General features: G+C 70.7%; 15 protein-coding genes and 1 pseudogene. 12 read left to right on the top strand and 4 right to left on the bottom strand.

Translation table 11 applies throughout. From position 1 onward, the window contains the following. Positions 1-130 precede the first annotated feature (130 nt). From leuA to OG446_RS11015, 9 genes and pseudogenes are all read left to right on the top strand, one after another. Entirely contained in the window at positions 131-1918 is a 1788-nt protein-coding gene (leuA, locus tag OG446_RS11055; protein WP_328893866.1) for a 2-isopropylmalate synthase, read from the top strand. An 80-nt stretch (positions 1919-1998) separates the two neighbouring features. Next, positions 1999-2328, top strand: a pseudogene (locus tag OG446_RS11050) (IS200/IS605 family accessory protein TnpB-related protein); the annotation flags it as partial. 119 nt (positions 2329-2447) lie between these two features. Then, positions 2448-3152: a TerB family tellurite resistance protein gene (locus tag OG446_RS11045; protein WP_328893865.1), complete on the top strand. Its 705-nt coding sequence runs from the start codon at positions 2448-2450 to the stop codon at positions 3150-3152. A gap of 158 nt (positions 3153-3310) precedes the next feature. Continuing rightward, positions 3311-5410, top strand: a complete 2100-nt coding sequence (locus OG446_RS11040; protein ID WP_328893864.1) for an MMPL family transporter — start codon at positions 3311-3313, stop codon at positions 5408-5410. 89 nt (positions 5411-5499) lie between these two features. After that, complete coding sequence (locus OG446_RS11035) at positions 5500-6786, top strand: sensor histidine kinase (protein WP_328898268.1); 1287 nt, start codon at positions 5500-5502, stop codon at positions 6784-6786. Beyond that, on the top strand, positions 6783-7463 hold the full coding sequence (locus OG446_RS11030; protein ID WP_328893863.1) for a response regulator transcription factor: 681 nt from the start codon (positions 6783-6785) through the stop codon (positions 7461-7463). The genes OG446_RS11035 and OG446_RS11030 overlap by 4 nt, the downstream gene beginning before the upstream one ends. Before the next feature lie 58 nt (positions 7464-7521). Continuing rightward, entirely contained in the window at positions 7522-8268 is a 747-nt protein-coding gene (recO, locus tag OG446_RS11025; protein ID WP_148018609.1) for a DNA repair protein RecO, read from the top strand. A gap of 22 nt (positions 8269-8290) precedes the next feature. Then, entirely contained in the window at positions 8291-9118 is an 828-nt protein-coding gene (locus OG446_RS11020; RefSeq protein WP_328893862.1) for an isoprenyl transferase, read from the top strand. A 45-nt stretch (positions 9119-9163) separates the two neighbouring features. Continuing rightward, complete coding sequence (locus OG446_RS11015; RefSeq protein ID WP_328893861.1) at positions 9164-9694, top strand: hypothetical protein; 531 nt, start codon at positions 9164-9166, stop codon at positions 9692-9694. Positions 9695-9748: 54 nt separating this feature from the next. On the opposite strand, the gene OG446_RS11010 is transcribed toward OG446_RS11015, so the two are convergent. The 4 genes from OG446_RS11010 to OG446_RS10995 all read right to left on the bottom strand — a co-directional run bounded on the left by OG446_RS11010 (position 9749) and on the right by OG446_RS10995 (position 12973). Then, complete coding sequence (locus tag OG446_RS11010) at positions 9749-10183, bottom strand: Fur family transcriptional regulator (RefSeq protein WP_328893860.1); 435 nt, start codon at positions 10181-10183, stop codon at positions 9749-9751. 65 nt (positions 10184-10248) lie between these two features. Then, positions 10249-11151 (bottom strand): metal ABC transporter permease, encoded by a 903-nt coding sequence (locus tag OG446_RS11005; protein ID WP_328893859.1) that lies wholly within the window; start codon positions 11149-11151, stop codon positions 10249-10251. A gap of 2 nt (positions 11152-11153) precedes the next feature. Then, positions 11154-11948 carry a metal ABC transporter ATP-binding protein gene (locus tag OG446_RS11000; RefSeq protein ID WP_328893858.1) on the bottom strand — a complete coding sequence of 265 codons (795 nt, stop codon included), beginning with the start codon at positions 11946-11948 and terminating at the stop codon, positions 11154-11156. Positions 11949-12019: 71 nt separating this feature from the next. Beyond that, entirely contained in the window at positions 12020-12973 is a 954-nt protein-coding gene (locus OG446_RS10995; protein WP_328893857.1) for a metal ABC transporter substrate-binding protein, read from the bottom strand. 217 nt (positions 12974-13190) lie between these two features. Between OG446_RS10995 and OG446_RS10990 the strand changes: the two genes are divergently transcribed. From OG446_RS10990 to OG446_RS10980, 3 genes are all read left to right on the top strand, one after another. Then, the gene (locus OG446_RS10990; RefSeq protein ID WP_328893856.1) at positions 13191-14573 is read left to right on the top strand and encodes a glycine--tRNA ligase; all 1383 of its coding nucleotides are present in this window, start codon (positions 13191-13193) and stop codon (positions 14571-14573) included. Positions 14574-14683: 110 nt separating this feature from the next. Further along, complete coding sequence (locus OG446_RS10985) at positions 14684-14890, top strand: hypothetical protein (RefSeq protein WP_328893855.1); 207 nt, start codon at positions 14684-14686, stop codon at positions 14888-14890. A 182-nt stretch (positions 14891-15072) separates the two neighbouring features. Then, positions 15073-15312 carry a DUF6243 family protein gene (locus OG446_RS10980; protein ID WP_328893854.1) on the top strand — a complete coding sequence of 80 codons (240 nt, stop codon included), beginning with the start codon at positions 15073-15075 and terminating at the stop codon, positions 15310-15312. Positions 15313-15324 lie beyond the last annotated feature (12 nt).

Raw genomic sequence — 15324 nt, 5'->3', positions numbered from 1 at the left:
TTCGGGCTGCTTCTTCTTAGCTGCCGCGGCGAGGGCCTGTAGTCGTAGGCCGACCCCCTCCCCGCGGAGTCTGGTGTTGCAGCAGCACAGTCGGCCGTCCCCTTGCAGGACACCCGAGGAGCCCTACGCCATGACCGCAGTGAACCCCGCGCAGACCCCCGCCGAGAACGCCGTGGGCCGCCCCACGCCGATCACCAACGCCACGGGCCTGCAGAAGCCGTCCGGGATGCCGGTCCACAAGTACGGCCGGTACGAGGCCGTCGAGATCCCCGACCGCACCTGGCCCGAGAAGCGGGTCACCAAGGCGCCCCGCTGGCTCTCCACCGACCTGCGTGACGGCAACCAGGCCCTGATCGACCCGATGTCGCCGGCCCGCAAGCGCGAGATGTTCGACCTGCTGGTGCGCATGGGTTACAAGGAGATCGAGGTCGGCTTCCCGTCCTCCGGCGAGACCGACTTCGCCTTCGTCCGCTCCATCATCGAAGAGGGTGCGATCCCCGAGGACGTGACGATCTCCGTCCTGACCCAGGCCCGCGAGGAACTGATCGAGCGGACCGTCGAATCCCTGCGCGGCGCCCACCGCGCCACCGTGCACCTGTACAACGCGACCGCCCCCACCTTCCGCCGCGTGGTCTTCCGCGGCTCCAGGGAGCAGGTCAAGCAGATCGCCGTGGACGGCACCCGGCTGGTCATGGAGTACGCCGAGAAGATCCTGGGCGACGAGACGATCTTCGGCTACCAGTACAGCCCCGAGATCTTCACCGACACCGAGCTGGACTTCGCCCTGGAGGTCTGCGAGGCGGTCTGTGACGTGTGGCAGCCCGAGGAGGGCCGCGAGATCATCCTCAACCTGCCCGCCACCGTGGAGCGTTCGACGCCGTCCACGCACGCGGACCGGTTCGAGTGGATGTCGCGCAACCTGTCGCGCCGTGAGTTCGTCTGCCTGTCCGTCCACCCGCACAACGACCGCGGCACCGCCGTCGCCGCCGCCGAACTGGCCCTGATGGCCGGTGCGGACCGGATCGAGGGCTGCCTGTTCGGTCAGGGCGAGCGCACCGGCAACGTCGACCTGGTGACGCTGGGCATGAACCTGTTCTCGCAGGGCGTGGACCCGCAGATCGACTTCTCGCAGATCGACGAGATCCGCCGCACCAGCGAGTACTGCAACCAGATGGAGGTCCACCCGCGCCACCCCTACGCGGGCGACCTGGTCTACACCGCCTTCTCCGGCTCCCACCAGGACGCCATCAAGAAGGGCTTCGACGCCATGGAGGCCGACGCGGCCGCCCAGGGCAAGACCGTCGACGACATCGAGTGGGCGGTCCCGTACCTGCCGATCGACCCGAAGGACGTCGGCCGTTCCTACGAGGCCGTCATCCGCGTCAACTCGCAGTCCGGCAAGGGCGGAATCGCCTACGTCCTGAAGAACGACCACAAGCTGGACCTGCCGCGCCGGATGCAGATCGAGTTCTCCCGGATCATTCAGGCCAAGACCGACGCCGAGGGCGGCGAGGTCACGCCGACGCAGATCTGGACCACGTTCCAGGACGAGTACCTGCCCAACCCCGAGAACGCGTGGGGGCGCGTGCAGATCCGCTCCGGCCAGACCACGACCGGCTCGGACGGCCAGGACACGATCACCGTCGAGGCGAACGTGGACGGCACGGACACCGTGCTCACCGGCACCGGCAACGGCCCGATCTCCGCGTTCTTCGAAGCGCTGCAGGCCATCGGTATCGACGCGCGGCTGCTGGACTACACCGAGCACACGATGAGCGAGGGCGCGAGCGCGCAGGCCGCCTCGTACATCGAGTGCGCCATCGACGGAAAGGTCCTGTGGGGCATCGGCATCGACGCCAACACCACGCGGGCCTCCCTGAAGGCGGTCGTCTCCGCGGTCAACCGCGCCACCCGCTGACCCCGCGCCCGAAAGGGCACGAAGTCGCACGGTCCGTGAACCCCGCCCACCCGCACCCGGGGGGCGGGGTTGTGCACTACTGGCACAAGCCGCTGACCACCCCGCACCGGAAGATGTCCCGTCACGATGCCGCTGGAATCGCGATCGGGCGACGCGCCCTCGGACACCCGATCCGGCGTCGGACGGCACCGTCCCCACACGACCGGAGCGATCGTGTAGGGCATCGGACCGTCCAGGCCGCACCAGGTGCACGAGAGCGTGAGGGAACCCGCCCCCGCATTCCCGGACCACGGACACGATCCGAGCCACCGGACGCGGCGAGAACGCGGGCGACCAGGACACCCAAAACCGTTCGGGATGTCCGCAGCGACCAGGCATGGGTCCAAGACTCACTCCTGCTCACTGAATAGGAACGGTTCGGCCATCTCCGGACGGTTGTGACGAGCAAGATGCTGACGCCGCTTCACGGATGTGGTTAACATCACGTCCAACACGGCAATGTTGCCGGAGCGTTACGGAGGTGTTCGACGTGCGGTCAGCCCTGGGACAACGCGCCACAAAGCTGCGCATCTGCGGCACCCGCACCCTGTGGGACACCGTCGGTGACGGCGAGTTCTTCTGCCCCGGCTGCGGCGGCGACCGCAACTACCGCCGCCTCACGGGGCGTCGCCGGTTCGCCGTCCTCGGCGTACCGCTGCTGCGACGCGGCATCGTGGGACCGGTCGTCGAATGCGCCGCCTGCCACGCCCACTTCGACCCCGAGGCGCTCGACCACCCCACCACCACACGGTTCTCCGCGATGCTCAGGGACGCCGTCCACACCGTGACCCTCGGGGTCCTCGCGGCCGGCGGCAGTACCTCCCGTACGGTCCTGGAGACGGCCGTCGAGACCGTGCGCGGCGCCGGCTTCGACGACTGCACCCAGGAACAGCTGGCCACCGTCGTCGAGATCCTCGCCGCCGACATCGGCCACGGCTCCGCGTTCGACCCCGCGGCCGAGGCCTGCGGCGCGGCGCTCGCCATCGAGCTCCACGAGGCGCTGGAACCCCTCGCCCCGCATCTCGCCCCCGCAGGACGCGAATCGATTCTGCTCCAGGGCGCCCGGATCGCCCTCGCCGACGGCCCGTACAGCCCCGCCGAGCGCGAGGTGCTGGCCACGGTCGGCGGCGCGCTGCGGCTGCGCGACGAGGACACCGCACGCCTTCTCGCGGCGGCGGCCCGTACGCCTTCCTGAGCCCCGCTCTCCACCGGCCGGGTACTCCCGCGGGAGTACCCGGGCCGCCGCACCCTCCCCGGCAGTAGCCGGGAAGTCGGCCCCCGGTGCGACGTATCGCCCCCCGCCCGACGGGAGTCTGGACTTGACCGGACACCCGTACGGAAGGGGGGCCTCCCATGAGGGCCGCAGCACAGGACGAGGACGAGCGGACACGGCCACGCAGCAGGTGGCGGATGCTGCCCTGGGCGATCGTCGCGCTCTGGGTCGCCGTGATCGCGATCGCCGGACCGCTGGCCGGCAAGCTCGGGGACGTACAGGTCAACCGCGCCGTCGACTATCTTCCGGCGAGTGCCGACTCCACCCAGGTGGCGGAGATCCAGGACACGCTGCCCGGCGGCGAGTCGACCGACCTCGTTCTCGTCTACCACCGCGACGGCGGACTGACCGCCGCCGACCGGGCCACGGCCGCCCGGCAGACCGCCGGGGTCGCGGGCGCCCACACCCTCACCGCACCGCCGCGAGCCGTGCCCTCCGAGGACGGCACGACCCTGATGTACCCGGTCTCGACGACCGAGCCCGGCCAGGACGACGAGGCACGGACCGCGTTCGTCGACGACGTGCGCGAGAGAGTGAAGGGCGACGGCGGACTGGACGTCGAGGTCGGCGGGCCCGGAGCGCTGAACGTCGACGCACAGAAGGTGTACGGCTCGCTCGGCGGACCGCTGCTCTACACGACCGTCGCCGTCGTCGCGATCCTGCTGATCCTCATCTACCGCAGCCCGCTGCTGTGGCTGGTGCCGCTCGTCGTCGCGGGCGTCGCCGACGCCCTGTCGATGGCGGTCGTCTACGGCCTCAACCGGGGCTTCGACGTCACCGTCACCGGCCAGAGCTCCGCGGTGATGACCATCCTCGTCTTCGGCGCGGGCACCGACTACGCCTTGCTGCTGGTCTCCCGCTACCGCGAGGAACTCACCCGCGTCGCCCGGCCGCACGAGGCCATGGCGGCGGCGCTGCGCGGCTGCGGACCCGCCGTCGTCGCCTCCTCCGCCACCGTCGCGGCGGGCCTCCTGTGCCTCCTGGCGGCCGATCTCACCAGCAGCCGCGGTATGGGCCCCATCGCCGCCGTCGGGGTGCTGTGCGCGCTCCTGGCGATGCTGACGCTGCTTCCCGCCGTCCTCGTGCTCCTGGGCCGACGGGTGTTCTGGCCGCTCGTTCCCGTGTACGGCTCCGAGCCGAAGAAGCGCCGCTCCCTCTTCGCCGCCATGGGCGGCTCCGCCGGGCGCCGGCCCGTCGCGGTCCTCGTGACCGGAGGGGTACTGCTCGGCGCCCTGTCGCTCGGTGCGTTCAACCTGCCCGGCGACCTCAAGCAGGAGGACTCCTTCACCAGCAAGCCGGATTCCGTCACCGCCATGGCGACCCTCGCAGACGCCTACCCCGGCCGCTCCAGCCAGCCGATCACCGTGCTCGCCCCCACCGACCGGGCCGGCGCCGCGCTGGCGAAGGCTCGTACGACCGACGGCGTCGCCTCCGCCGAACGCGGCCGCAGTGGCGGCGGCTGGACCGAGCTGTCCGTCGTCGCCGAGGCCCGGCCCGAGTCCGCGGGGGAGCGGGACACCATCCGTGCCCTGCGCGACGGCCTGGACGGCAGCCATGTCGGCGGGCCCGGCGCCCAGCAGATGGACCTGGAGACGGCCAGCTCCCGGGACCTGGGGATCGTCGTCCCGCTCGTCCTGCTCTCCGTCCTGCTGATCCTGATCGTCCTGCTCCGCAGCCTCGTCGCCCCGCTGCTGCTCGTCGCCGCCGTCGTCGCGGTCTGGGGCGCCGCGCTCGGCATCGGCGGACTGCTCTTCGAACCGGTCCTCGGGCTCAAGGGCACCGACCCCGGGCTGCCCCTGCTCACCTTCGTCTTCCTGGTGGCCCTCGGCGTCGACTACGGCATCTTCCTGATGCACCGGGTCCGCGAGGAGGCCCGGCGCGGCGCCGAACCCACCGAGGCCGCGCTCACCGCCCTGCGCACCACCGGCGGCGTGATCGCCTCGGCGGGACTGGTCCTCGCCGCCACCTTCGCGGTCCTGACGAACATGCCGCTGACCTCCCTGGTCGAGATGGGCTTCGTCATCGCCGTGGGCGTCCTGCTCGACACCTTCCTCGTCCGCACCTACCTGGTGACCTCGGCGAGCGTGGCCCTGCAACGGAAGATGTGGTGGCCCGGCGCGCTCGGCCGGACCCCCGCCGCACCGGCCATGCGCGAACCGGAACTCGTCGGGACGCCCTGACAGTGCCCCGCCCCGTACCGGAGGATGGCGGCGTGTCCACCACCGCACGCCGCCGCGACCGCATCCTGGCCGTCGTCAACCGCGACCCGATGCACGCACCGCACAAGACGCGCACCGACGCCCTCGTAGCCGTGGGCGCCGGTGCGCTCTCCGCCGCTCTCGCCCTGTTCGCCGACGACGCCGTCGCGCCCGACGCACTCGGCTGGCTCCTGCTGATGGGCAGCGCCGCACCACTCGTGTGGCGGCGGCGGAACCCCGTCCTGGTCCTGCTCGCCATGGTCCCGCTGCTGATGCTCTACCACGGCCTCGACAACGCCCATACGGCTCCGATGCCGCAGACCTGGATCGCGCTCTACACGGTGGCCGTGACCGGCCGCCCGCTGCGCACCCTGCTCACCGGCATCGGCGTCACGTCCGTGATGGTGACGGTGGTGCTGAGCATCGACGCCCATCAGGGGCTCGAACTGCTGCGCATCTCCGGGTGGGTCATCGCCATCCTGTTCTGCGGGGTCGACGTACGCATCTACCGCCAGTACGTCGCCTCGATGCTGGAGCGCGCCGAACGTGCCGAACGGACCCGCGAGGAGGAGGCCCGGCGCCGGGTCGCCGAGGAACGGCTGCGGATCGCCCGCGACCTGCACGACCTGCTGGCCCACAGCATCACCCTCATCGGTGTGCAGACCTCGGTCGCCTCGCACATCCTGACCGTCGACCCGGACCGGCTGGACCGCCAGGCGATCGCCGCCTCGCTGGACGACATCGCGGACACCTGCCGCGAAGCCAGGGCGGAACTCCGCACCACCCTCCAGGTGCTCCGCGACAACGGCCAGGGCGACGGGCAGGGCGACCGGCACGACGCAGACGGCCCGCTGCCCGATCTGGCCGCCCTGCCCGGCCTCGTACGGGCCGCCGAGGCGGCCGGGGCCCGGGTCGACCTCCGGGTGCGGGTACCCGACGGCCGCCTCGCCCCGGCGACCGGAGCGGCCGCGTACCGCATCGTGCAGGAGTCCCTGACGAACGCGGTACGGCACGCGGGCCCCGGCGTCCGCATCGTCGTCGGCGTCGCGCCCGCCGGCACGGGCGCCCTGCGGGTCACGGTCACCGACGACGGCACCGGCCCCGTGGACGACGGCTCCGCGCCCGGCTTCGGCATCCTGGGGATGCGGGAGAGGGCCCGCAGCACGGGCGGCACGCTGGACGCCGGACCCCGCCCCGGCGGCGGCTTCGAGGTCTCCGCGCTGCTGCCGTTCCAGGCACCGGCACAGGTTCCGGGGCGAGCGGATGGCCAGGAACAGGCACAGGTTCAAGCACCGGCACAGGTTCCGGGGCCAGCGCACAGCCCGGAACAGGCACAGACATCGGAGACCGCGTCATGATCCGCGTACTGCTCGCCGACGACCAGACCCTCGTCAGGGCGGCGTTCGCGATGCTCGTCGGCTCCGACCCGGACATGGAGGTCGTCGGAGAGGCCGCCACCGGCCTCGAAGCCGTCGCGCTCGCCCGCTCCGCCCGTGCCGACCTCGTCGTGATGGACATCCGGATGCCCGAACTCGACGGCATCGAGGCCACCCGCCGCATCGCCGCCGACGAGGACCTGGCCGGAGTGAAGGTCCTGGTCCTGACCACGTACGACACCGACGACCACATCGTCGACGCGTTGCGCGCCGGCGCCTCCGGCTTCCTGGTCAAGGACACCCGGCCCGCCGATCTGCTCGCCGCGATCAGGACGGTGGCCGCGGGCGAGGCCCTGCTCTCGCCCGGCCCGACCGCCCGGCTGATCGCCCGGGTCCTCAGCGCCCCGCAGCCCCCGGCGGCCACCGGGACCGGACCCGCGATGCTCTCCGACCGGGAACGCCAGGTCCTCGCCCTCGTCGCACGTGGCCTCAACAACACCGAGATCGCCGAGGCCCTCGGCCTCAGCCCGCTCACCGCCAAGACCCACGTCAGCCGGATCATGGGCAAACTGGCCGCCCGTGACCGCGCCCAGCTGGTGATCGTCGCCTACGAATCCGGGCTCGTCGTGCCCGCGGGCGGCGGCGCGGAGGTGAACTGACCGGACCGGGTCGCGGGGCCGGGCCCGCCGGGCCGCCCGCGTACCGGACAATGGAGCCATGAGCTTGTTCCGGGACGACGGCGTGGTGCTCCGCACGCAGAAGCTGGGCGAGGCCGACCGGATCATCACGATCCTGACCCGCGGCCACGGCCGGGTCCGGGCCGTCGCGCGCGGCGTCCGGCGCACGAAGTCGAAGTTCGGGGCCCGGCTGGAGCCGTTCTCCCACGTGGACGTGCAGTTCTTCGCCCGCGGCAGCGAACTGGTCGGGCGCGGACTGCCGCTCTGCACCCAGAGCGAGACCATCGCCCCGTACGGCGGCGGCATCGTCACCGACTACGGGCGCTACACCGCCGGCACCGCGATGCTGGAGACCGCCGAACGCTTCACGGACCACGAGGGCGAGCCCGCGGTCCAGCAGTACCTGCTGCTGGTGGGCGGCCTGCGCACCCTGTCCCGCGGGGAGCACGAGCCGAACCTCATCCTCGACGCCTTCCTGCTGCGCTCCCTCGCGGTCAACGGCTACGCCCCCAGCTTCGTCGACTGCGCCCGGTGCGGAATGCCCGGTCCGAACCGGTTCTTCTCCGTCGCGGCGGGCGGTGTCATCTGCGGCGACTGCCGGGTACCCGGCAGCGTCGTACCCTCGGCGGAGGCCGTCACCCTGCTGAGCGCACTGCTCTCCGGCGACTGGGAGACGGCGGACGCGTGCGAGGCGCGTCATGTCAGGGAGGGGAGCGGGCTGGTGTCCGCCTATCTGCACTGGCATCTGGAGCGCGGTCTGCGTTCGCTGCGGTACGTGGAAAAGTAGACACAGGGAGACGGAAAAGCTCATGGCAGTACGCGGAATCCTCGGCGGCCGAAACCGGCGGGACTACAAGACCCCGGAGCCGCACCCGTCCGGTGCCGTGCCCCCGAGGATCCCCGGCGAGCTGGTGCCCAAGCACGTCGCCGTCGTGATGGACGGCAACGGCCGCTGGGCCAAGGAGCGGGGCCTGCCGCGCACCGAGGGCCACAAGGTCGGCGAGGGCGTCGTCATGGACGTACTCAAGGGCTGCATCGAGATGGGCGTCAAGAACCTCTCGCTGTACGCCTTCTCCACCGAGAACTGGAAGCGGTCTCCGGAGGAGGTGAAGTTCCTCATGAACTTCAACCGGGACGTCATCCGCCGCCGCCGTGACGAGATGGACGAGCTCGGCATCCGGATCCGCTGGGTCGGCCGCATGCCGAAGCTGTGGAAGTCCGTCGTCCAGGAGCTCCAGGTCGCCCAGGAGCAGACCAAGGACAACGACAAAATGACGCTGTACTTCTGCGTCAACTACGGCGGCCGGGCCGAGATCGCGGACGCCGCGCAGCGGATCGCCCAGGACGTGGCGGCCGGGAAGCTCGACCCGTCGAAGGTCAACGAGAAGACGTTCGCGAAGTACATCTACTACCCGGACATGCCGGACGTCGACCTCTTCGTCCGCCCCAGCGGCGAACAGCGCACGTCCAACTACCTGATCTGGCAGAGCGCGTACGCCGAGATGGTCTTCCAGGACGTGCTGTGGCCGGACTTCGACCGCCGCGACCTGTGGCGCGCCTGTCTGGAATTCGCCCAGCGGGACCGGCGCTTCGGTGGTGCGGTGGAGGCGGCGCAGAAGGCGGAACCCACGGCCTGAGCCGTTGTCGGTACCATCACGGCTCTTCACACTTCAGGGGGGGCCATGAGTGAGCAGCAGGAGGCCGCGCACGGTGCGGTCGAGCTGAGCTACGACCCGGAGCTGCGGGACTACACGACGGCGCTCCGCGTGCGCAACCGGGTCGGCGTGGCGGGCCGACGGCAGCGGAATCTGGTGGTGGCCGCGACGGGGTGTCTCGTCGTGGCCACCTTGCTGTCCCTGGCGAGAGGCGCCGACGTGCCGGCACCGCTGCCGGTGGCGTTGCTGCTCTGCGGTTCGGTGCTGTTCCTGAGCCCTTGGCTGGCGGCGCGCCAGTTGTTCCGGTTCGTGCGGCGGCAGGGCGAGTTCCGGGTGCGGGTCGACGAGTCCGGCGTCGGCGTCGACACACGCAACTCCAGCACGGTCATCCGGTGGCAGGCACAGCCGCGGTACGTGGAGACGGCGGATCTCTTCGTGATGCTCAGCGACGACAAGAACGCCACTGCGCTGACCGTGATAGCCAAGCGTGGCGCCCGGGCCGGGTCCGACGTGGACCGCCTGCGCGAGATCTTCGACCGGCACCTGACAAAGCTCTGACGGCCCGGAGACCGTCACGTTCCGGCCGCTCCGGCGAGGGGCGGAGTCGGGGCGTCACCCCTCGGCGTTCGCGCACTCCGCGCACGTACCGAAGACCTCGACCGTGTGTGCCACGTTCACGAAGCCGTGCTGCGCCGCGATGGTCTCGGCCCATGTCTCCACTGCCGGGCCCTCGACCTCGACGGCCTTGCCGCACATCCGGCACACCAGATGGTGGTGGTGGTCGCCGGTCGAGCAGCGGCGGTAGACGGACTCGCCCTCGGTGGTGCGCAGCACGTCGACCTCGCCCGCGTCCGCGAGGGACTGCAGGGTGCGGTAGACCGTGGTCAGCCCGACCGAGTCACCGCGGTGCTTGAGCACGTCGTGCAGGTCCTGGGCGCTGCGGAACTCGTCCACCTCGTCGAGCGCGGCGGCCACCGCCGCCCGCTGCCGGGTCGACCGGCCGCGTACCGGTGCAGCGTTCGTTCCACTGATCGGCGCCGTCGCCACAGGAGCCTCCTCGTGTCGCCCGTACGTGTGTCGGGCCATTGTGCCAGTCCGCACCGGCGGCGGGGTCAGGCCGACCGCACAGGTGCGTCGTCCGCGGCCGGACGGGTGGCCGGTACTTCCAGGGTGCACCGCTCGTCCGCCGTTTCGCGCCGTCGGGCACGGATCCGGGCCAGCGGCGCGGCGAGCAGGGTCAGGGCGATGAACACCCCGATGGCCAGCAGCACGATCGTCGCGCCGGGCGGGACGTCCTGGTAGTACGACGTGATGGTGCCGGCCAGCGTCACCGCGACCCCGGTGACGACGGCGAGCACGAACGTCACCTTGAACGAGCGGGTGATCTGCTGCGCGGCGGCGACCGGGACCACCATCAGGGCGCTGACCAGCAGCAGCCCGACGACCCGCATCGCGACGGTGACGGTGACGGCGGCGGTGACCGCGATCAGCAGGTTCAGCACGCGCACCGGGAGGCCGGTGACCCGGGCGAACTCCTCGTCCTGGCTGACGGCGAACAGCTGCCGCCGCAGCCCCACCGTCACCAGCAGTACGAACGCCGCCAGCACGGCGATCGCGGTGATGTCCTCGGAGGAGACCGTGGACAGCGAGCCGAAGAGGTACGAGGTGAGGTTGGCGTTGGAGCCGGTGTCGGAGAGGTTGATCAGCAGGACACCGCCCGCCATGCCGCCGTAGAAGAGCATCGCCAGGGCGATGTCGCCGCGGGTGCGTCCGTACCAGCGGATGAGTTCCATCGTGACCGCGCCCACGACGGCGACGGCCGTGGCCATCCAGACGGGGCTGGTGGAGAGCAGGAAGCCGAGGCCGACGCCGGTCATCGCGATGTGGCCGATGCCGTCGCCCATCAGGGCCTGCCGGCGCTGCACCAGGTAGATGCCGACGGCGGGGGCGATGACGCCGACCAGTACGGCGGCGATCAGGGCCCGCTGCATGAAGGGAGGGGTGAGGAATTCCATGATCAGCTCAGCAGTCCCGTCCGGACGGGCTCGGAGGCCGCGTGGGGGTGTACGTGGTCGTGGCCGGGCAGGGCGTGCTGCCCGAGGGCCTTCGGGGGCGGGCCGTCGTGCATCACGCAGCCGTCGCGCAGGACGACCGCCCGGTCGATCAGGGGCTCCAGCGGGCCGAGCTCGTGCAGGACGAGCAGCACGGTGGTGCCGACCGCGACCTGCTCGCGCAGGGTCTCGGCGAGGATCTCCTGGCTGGCCAGGTCGACGCCGGCCATCGGCTCGTCCATGATCAGCAGTTCGGGTTCGGAGGCGAGCGCGCGGGCGATCAGGACGCGCTGGTGCTGACCGCCGGAGAGGGCGTCCACCGAGTCCTTGGCGCGGTCGGCCAGGCCGACGAGCTCGATGGCGCGGTCGACGGCCGCCCGGTCGGCCTTGCGCGGCAGCCCCAGCCGGGTGCGCGACAGCCGCCCGGAGGAGACGACCTCGCGGATCGTGGCGGGCACCCCGCCGGCCGCCGTGGTGCGCTGCGGTACGTAACCGACCCGGGCCCAGTCGCGGAAACGGCGCAGCGGGGTGCCGAAGAGCTCGACGGTGCCGCCGGTGAGCGGGACCTGGCCGATGACGGAGCGTACGGCGGTCGACTTGCCGGAACCGTTGGCACCGAGCAGGGCGACGACCTCGCCGCGGCGCACCGTCAGGTCGACGCCGCGCAGGACCGGGCGTGCGCCGAGGGTCGCCGTGGCGTCGCGCACGACGATCACGGGGGCGGGCGTGGTGCTCGCTGTGGTGCTCTGGAGCTCGGGCATGAGCGCCTCCGGTGCTGCTGTGCGGTTCGGGCCGGCCGGGCCGGGTGTGTCTGCGGGGCCGGTGGGGTCGCTCACTTCGCGCCGAGTGCCTTCTGCAGGGCGGCGAGGTTGGACTCCATGACCTTGATGTAGTCATCGCCCTTGGACTTGCCGGTAATTCCCTCCAGCGGGTCCAGGACGTCCGTCTTCAGGCCGGTGTCCCGGGCTACGGTCTTCGCCGTCTTGTCACTGGCGAGCGTTTCGAAGAAGACGGTGGTGACCTTCTTCTCCTGGGCGATCGCGTGCAGGGCGCTGATCCGGGCGGGGCTGGGCTCGGCCTCGGGGTCGATGCCGGCGATGCCCTCCTGGGTGAGGCCGTAGCGCTCGGCCAGGTAACCGAAGGCGGAGTGGGTGGTGATGAACGTCTTGGTGGTGGTGTTCCTCAGCCCGTTCTCGTACGCGGTGTCGAGTGCGTCGAGCTTGGTGACCAGGGCGTCGGTGTTCTTGCGGTAGTCCGCGGCGTGGTCGGGGTCGGTCTTCTCCAGGGACGCGCCCACTCCCTTGGCGACCTGGGCGTACTTCACCGGGTCCAGCCAGATGTGCGGGTCGGCGCCGGCCTCCTCGCCCTCGTGCTCGTGGGCGTGCTCCTCGCCGCCGACCTCGGCGCCGTGGTCCTCCAGCGTGGTGAGTTCCGCCGCGTCCACGCTGTTTTTGGCCCCGGACTGCTTGATCGCCTCGTCGACGGCGGGCTGGAGGCCCTTGAGGTAGAGGATGTAGTCCGCGTCGCTGAGGCCGCCGACCTCGCGCGGGCTGAGCTCCAGGTCGTGCGGCTCCACGCCCGGCTTGGTCAGGGTGGAGACGGAGACGTGGTCACCGCCGATCTGCTCGGCCAGGAACTGCATGGGGTAGAAGGACGCCACCACGTTCAGTTTGTCACCGCTCCCGCGGTCGGCGGCGTCGGAGGACGAGCAGGCGGAGAGGGCGGTGAGGCCGAGCGCGACTGCTCCGGCGACGACGGTCGTGGGTATGAGGCGGCGTACGTTCATGACAGTCATTTTCAACAAAAGTGGAAACGATTGTCAACAAGGCTGATGAGATGCCCCCGCGACGGGCCGCTGGGCGGACCGGTCCGATACCGATTTGATCGAAGGGGCGTGCCCGCCGGTAATCTGAGGCATCCGCGCACCCGTCTCCCGACCCACCCCCACCGAGGCGCTTCGCGTCAGCCCTGTCCAGTTCCGTCGTCGTAATGAAGAGAGCACCGTGGCCGCCGACAAGATCGACTCCATCGTCAGCCTGAGCAAGCGCCGTGGCTTCGTCTACCCCTGCAGTGAGATCTACGGCGGTCAGCGTGCCGCCTGGGACTACGGGCCGCTGGGCGTCGAGCTCAAGGAGAACCTGAAGCGTCAGTGGTGGCGCTACATGGTCACCTCGCGCGAGGACGTGGTCGGTCTCGACTCGTCGGTCATCCTGGCCCCCGAGGTATGGGTGGCCTCCGGTCACGTCGCCACGTTCTCCGACCCGCTGACCGAGTGCACCTCCTGCCACAAGCGCTACCGCGCGGACCACCTGGAGGAGGCGTACGAGGAGAAGCACGGCAAGCCGCCGGTCAACGGCCTCGCCGACCTCAACTGCCCCAACTGCGGCAACAAGGGCACCTTCACCGAGCCCAAGGCGTTCTCCGGCCTGCTCTCCACGCACCTCGGCCCGACCCAGGACTCCGGCTCGGTCGCCTATCTGCGCCCCGAGACCGCCCAGGGCATCTTCACCAACTTCGGCCAGGTGCTGCAGACTTCCCGCAAGAAGCCGCCGTTCGGCATCGCGCAGATGGGCAAGTCCTTCCGGAACGAGATCACTCCGGGCAACTTCATCTTCCGTACGCGCGAGTTCGAGCAGATGGAGATGGAGTTCTTCGTCAAGCCGGGCGAGGACGAGCAGTGGCAGGAGTACTGGATGGAGCAGCGCTGGAACTGGTACACCGGCCTCGGCATGCGCGAGGAGAACATGCGGTGGTTCGAGCACCCGGCGGAGAAGCTCTCGCACTACTCCAAGCGCACCGCTGACATCGAGTACCGCTTCCGCTTCGGCGGCAGCGAGTGGGGCGAGCTGGAGGGTGTCGCCAACCGCACGGACTACGACCTCAAGGCGCACTCCAAGGCGTCCGGCACCGACCTCCAGTTCTTCGACCAGGAGGCCGGCGAGCGCTGGACCCCCTACGTCATCGAGCCCGCAGCCGGTGTCGGCCGTTCGATGCTGGCGTTCCTGCTGGATGCCTACATCGAGGACGAGGCGCCCAACGCCAAGGGCGTCATGGAGAAGCGCACCGTGATGCGCCTCGACCCGCGCCTGGCGCCGGTCAAGGTCGCGGTCCTGCCGCTGTCCCGCAACCCGCAGCTCTCGCCGAAGGCCAAGGGCCTCGCGGCCGACCTGCGGCAGAACTGGAACATCGAGTTCGACGACGCGGGCGCCATCGGCCGCCGCTACCGTCGCCAGGACGAGATCGGCACGCCGTTCTGCGTCACCGTCGACTTCGACACCCTCGACGACAACGCGGTGACTGTGCGCGAGCGCGACACCATGAAGCAGGAGCGCGTCTCGCTGGACCAGATCCAGGCGTACCTCGGCGCCCGTCTGCTCGGCTGCTGACACCTCGCACCTGTCTGTACCCGCTGCACCCGTTGTACGAAGCCCCCGGTTCCGCGTACGGAACCGGGGGCTTCGTGCACACTGGGCACACTCGCCCTCAGGAGGCTCGGATGCCGTCCATGACCACGAGCAAGGTCAGCAGATGGGACCAGCACGGCCGTGAACACGTCGTTCACGTGCGGAAGTCGGGGGTTCAGCGGCAGCTGAGCTGCGACACCTGCGACTGGCGCAGAACGGTGCAGTTCCTGCCCTGGCTCAAGGCCGAGGAACACCTCGCCGAGGCCCACCAGGCGACGGTCGACCCGACGGCGACGTAGCGGACCGCACCCGGCGGGAAGAAAAGGCGGTGCCGCGGCCGATGGGGCCGGGGTACCTTTGCCGCATGTCTTCGTTCTTCCAGATCTACGAGTGAGAGTGCGGCGGGTCCGACCACCCGCCGCCCACCGGACCGATCCAGGGTCTTCTCAGACCTCACTTTCACCACGAATGGGAGAACCCCGTGGCCAAGAGCCGTAACAACCTTCTCGGCGTCGGCGGACAGCGCAAGAAGGTGTCCCGCGCCGAGCAGCAGGGCGCAGGCCCCCAGCGCAACGCCGACCGGAAGTCGGCGGCCGAGCAGAAGGCGGAGCTGCTGCGCAAGATGCGTGAGCGTGCCGCAGGCACCGAGGCCGAGCCGTCGGACGCCGCCGTCCCCGCCGGGCAGGACGCCCCGGAGCAGGAAGCGCCCGCCCAGAGCTGACGCCTCCTCGCG

It is taken from the genome of Streptomyces sp. NBC_00236, assembly GCF_036195045.1.
GTDB lineage: Bacteria > Actinomycetota > Actinomycetes > Streptomycetales > Streptomycetaceae > Streptomyces.
The sequence above is the reverse complement of the archived record's forward strand: the minus strand, read 5'-3'. Positions and strand labels throughout refer to the sequence as shown.

Bases quoted from the DNA above. Each gene is read 5' to 3' on its own strand.
- leuA (WP_328893866.1), top strand. From the start codon at position 131: ATGACCGCAGTGAACCCCGCGCAGACCCCCGCCGAGAACGCCGTGGGC.
- OG446_RS11040 (WP_328893864.1), top strand. From the start codon at position 3,311: ATGAGGGCCGCAGCACAGGACGAGGACGAGCGGACACGGCCACGCAGC.
- OG446_RS11035 (WP_328898268.1), top strand. From the start codon at position 5,500: ATGCACGCACCGCACAAGACGCGCACCGACGCCCTCGTAGCCGTGGGC.
- OG446_RS11030 (WP_328893863.1), top strand. From the start codon at position 6,783: ATGATCCGCGTACTGCTCGCCGACGACCAGACCCTCGTCAGGGCGGCG.
- recO (WP_148018609.1), top strand. From the start codon at position 7,522: ATGAGCTTGTTCCGGGACGACGGCGTGGTGCTCCGCACGCAGAAGCTG.
- OG446_RS11020 (WP_328893862.1), top strand. From the start codon at position 8,291: ATGGCAGTACGCGGAATCCTCGGCGGCCGAAACCGGCGGGACTACAAG.
- OG446_RS11015 (WP_328893861.1), top strand. From the start codon at position 9,164: ATGAGTGAGCAGCAGGAGGCCGCGCACGGTGCGGTCGAGCTGAGCTAC.
- OG446_RS11005 (WP_328893859.1), bottom strand. From the start codon at position 11,151: ATGGAATTCCTCACCCCTCCCTTCATGCAGCGGGCCCTGATCGCCGCC.
- OG446_RS11000 (WP_328893858.1), bottom strand. From the start codon at position 11,948: ATGCCCGAGCTCCAGAGCACCACAGCGAGCACCACGCCCGCCCCCGTG.
- OG446_RS10995 (WP_328893857.1), bottom strand. From the start codon at position 12,973: ATGAACGTACGCCGCCTCATACCCACGACCGTCGTCGCCGGAGCAGTC.
- OG446_RS10985 (WP_328893855.1), top strand. From the start codon at position 14,684: ATGCCGTCCATGACCACGAGCAAGGTCAGCAGATGGGACCAGCACGGC.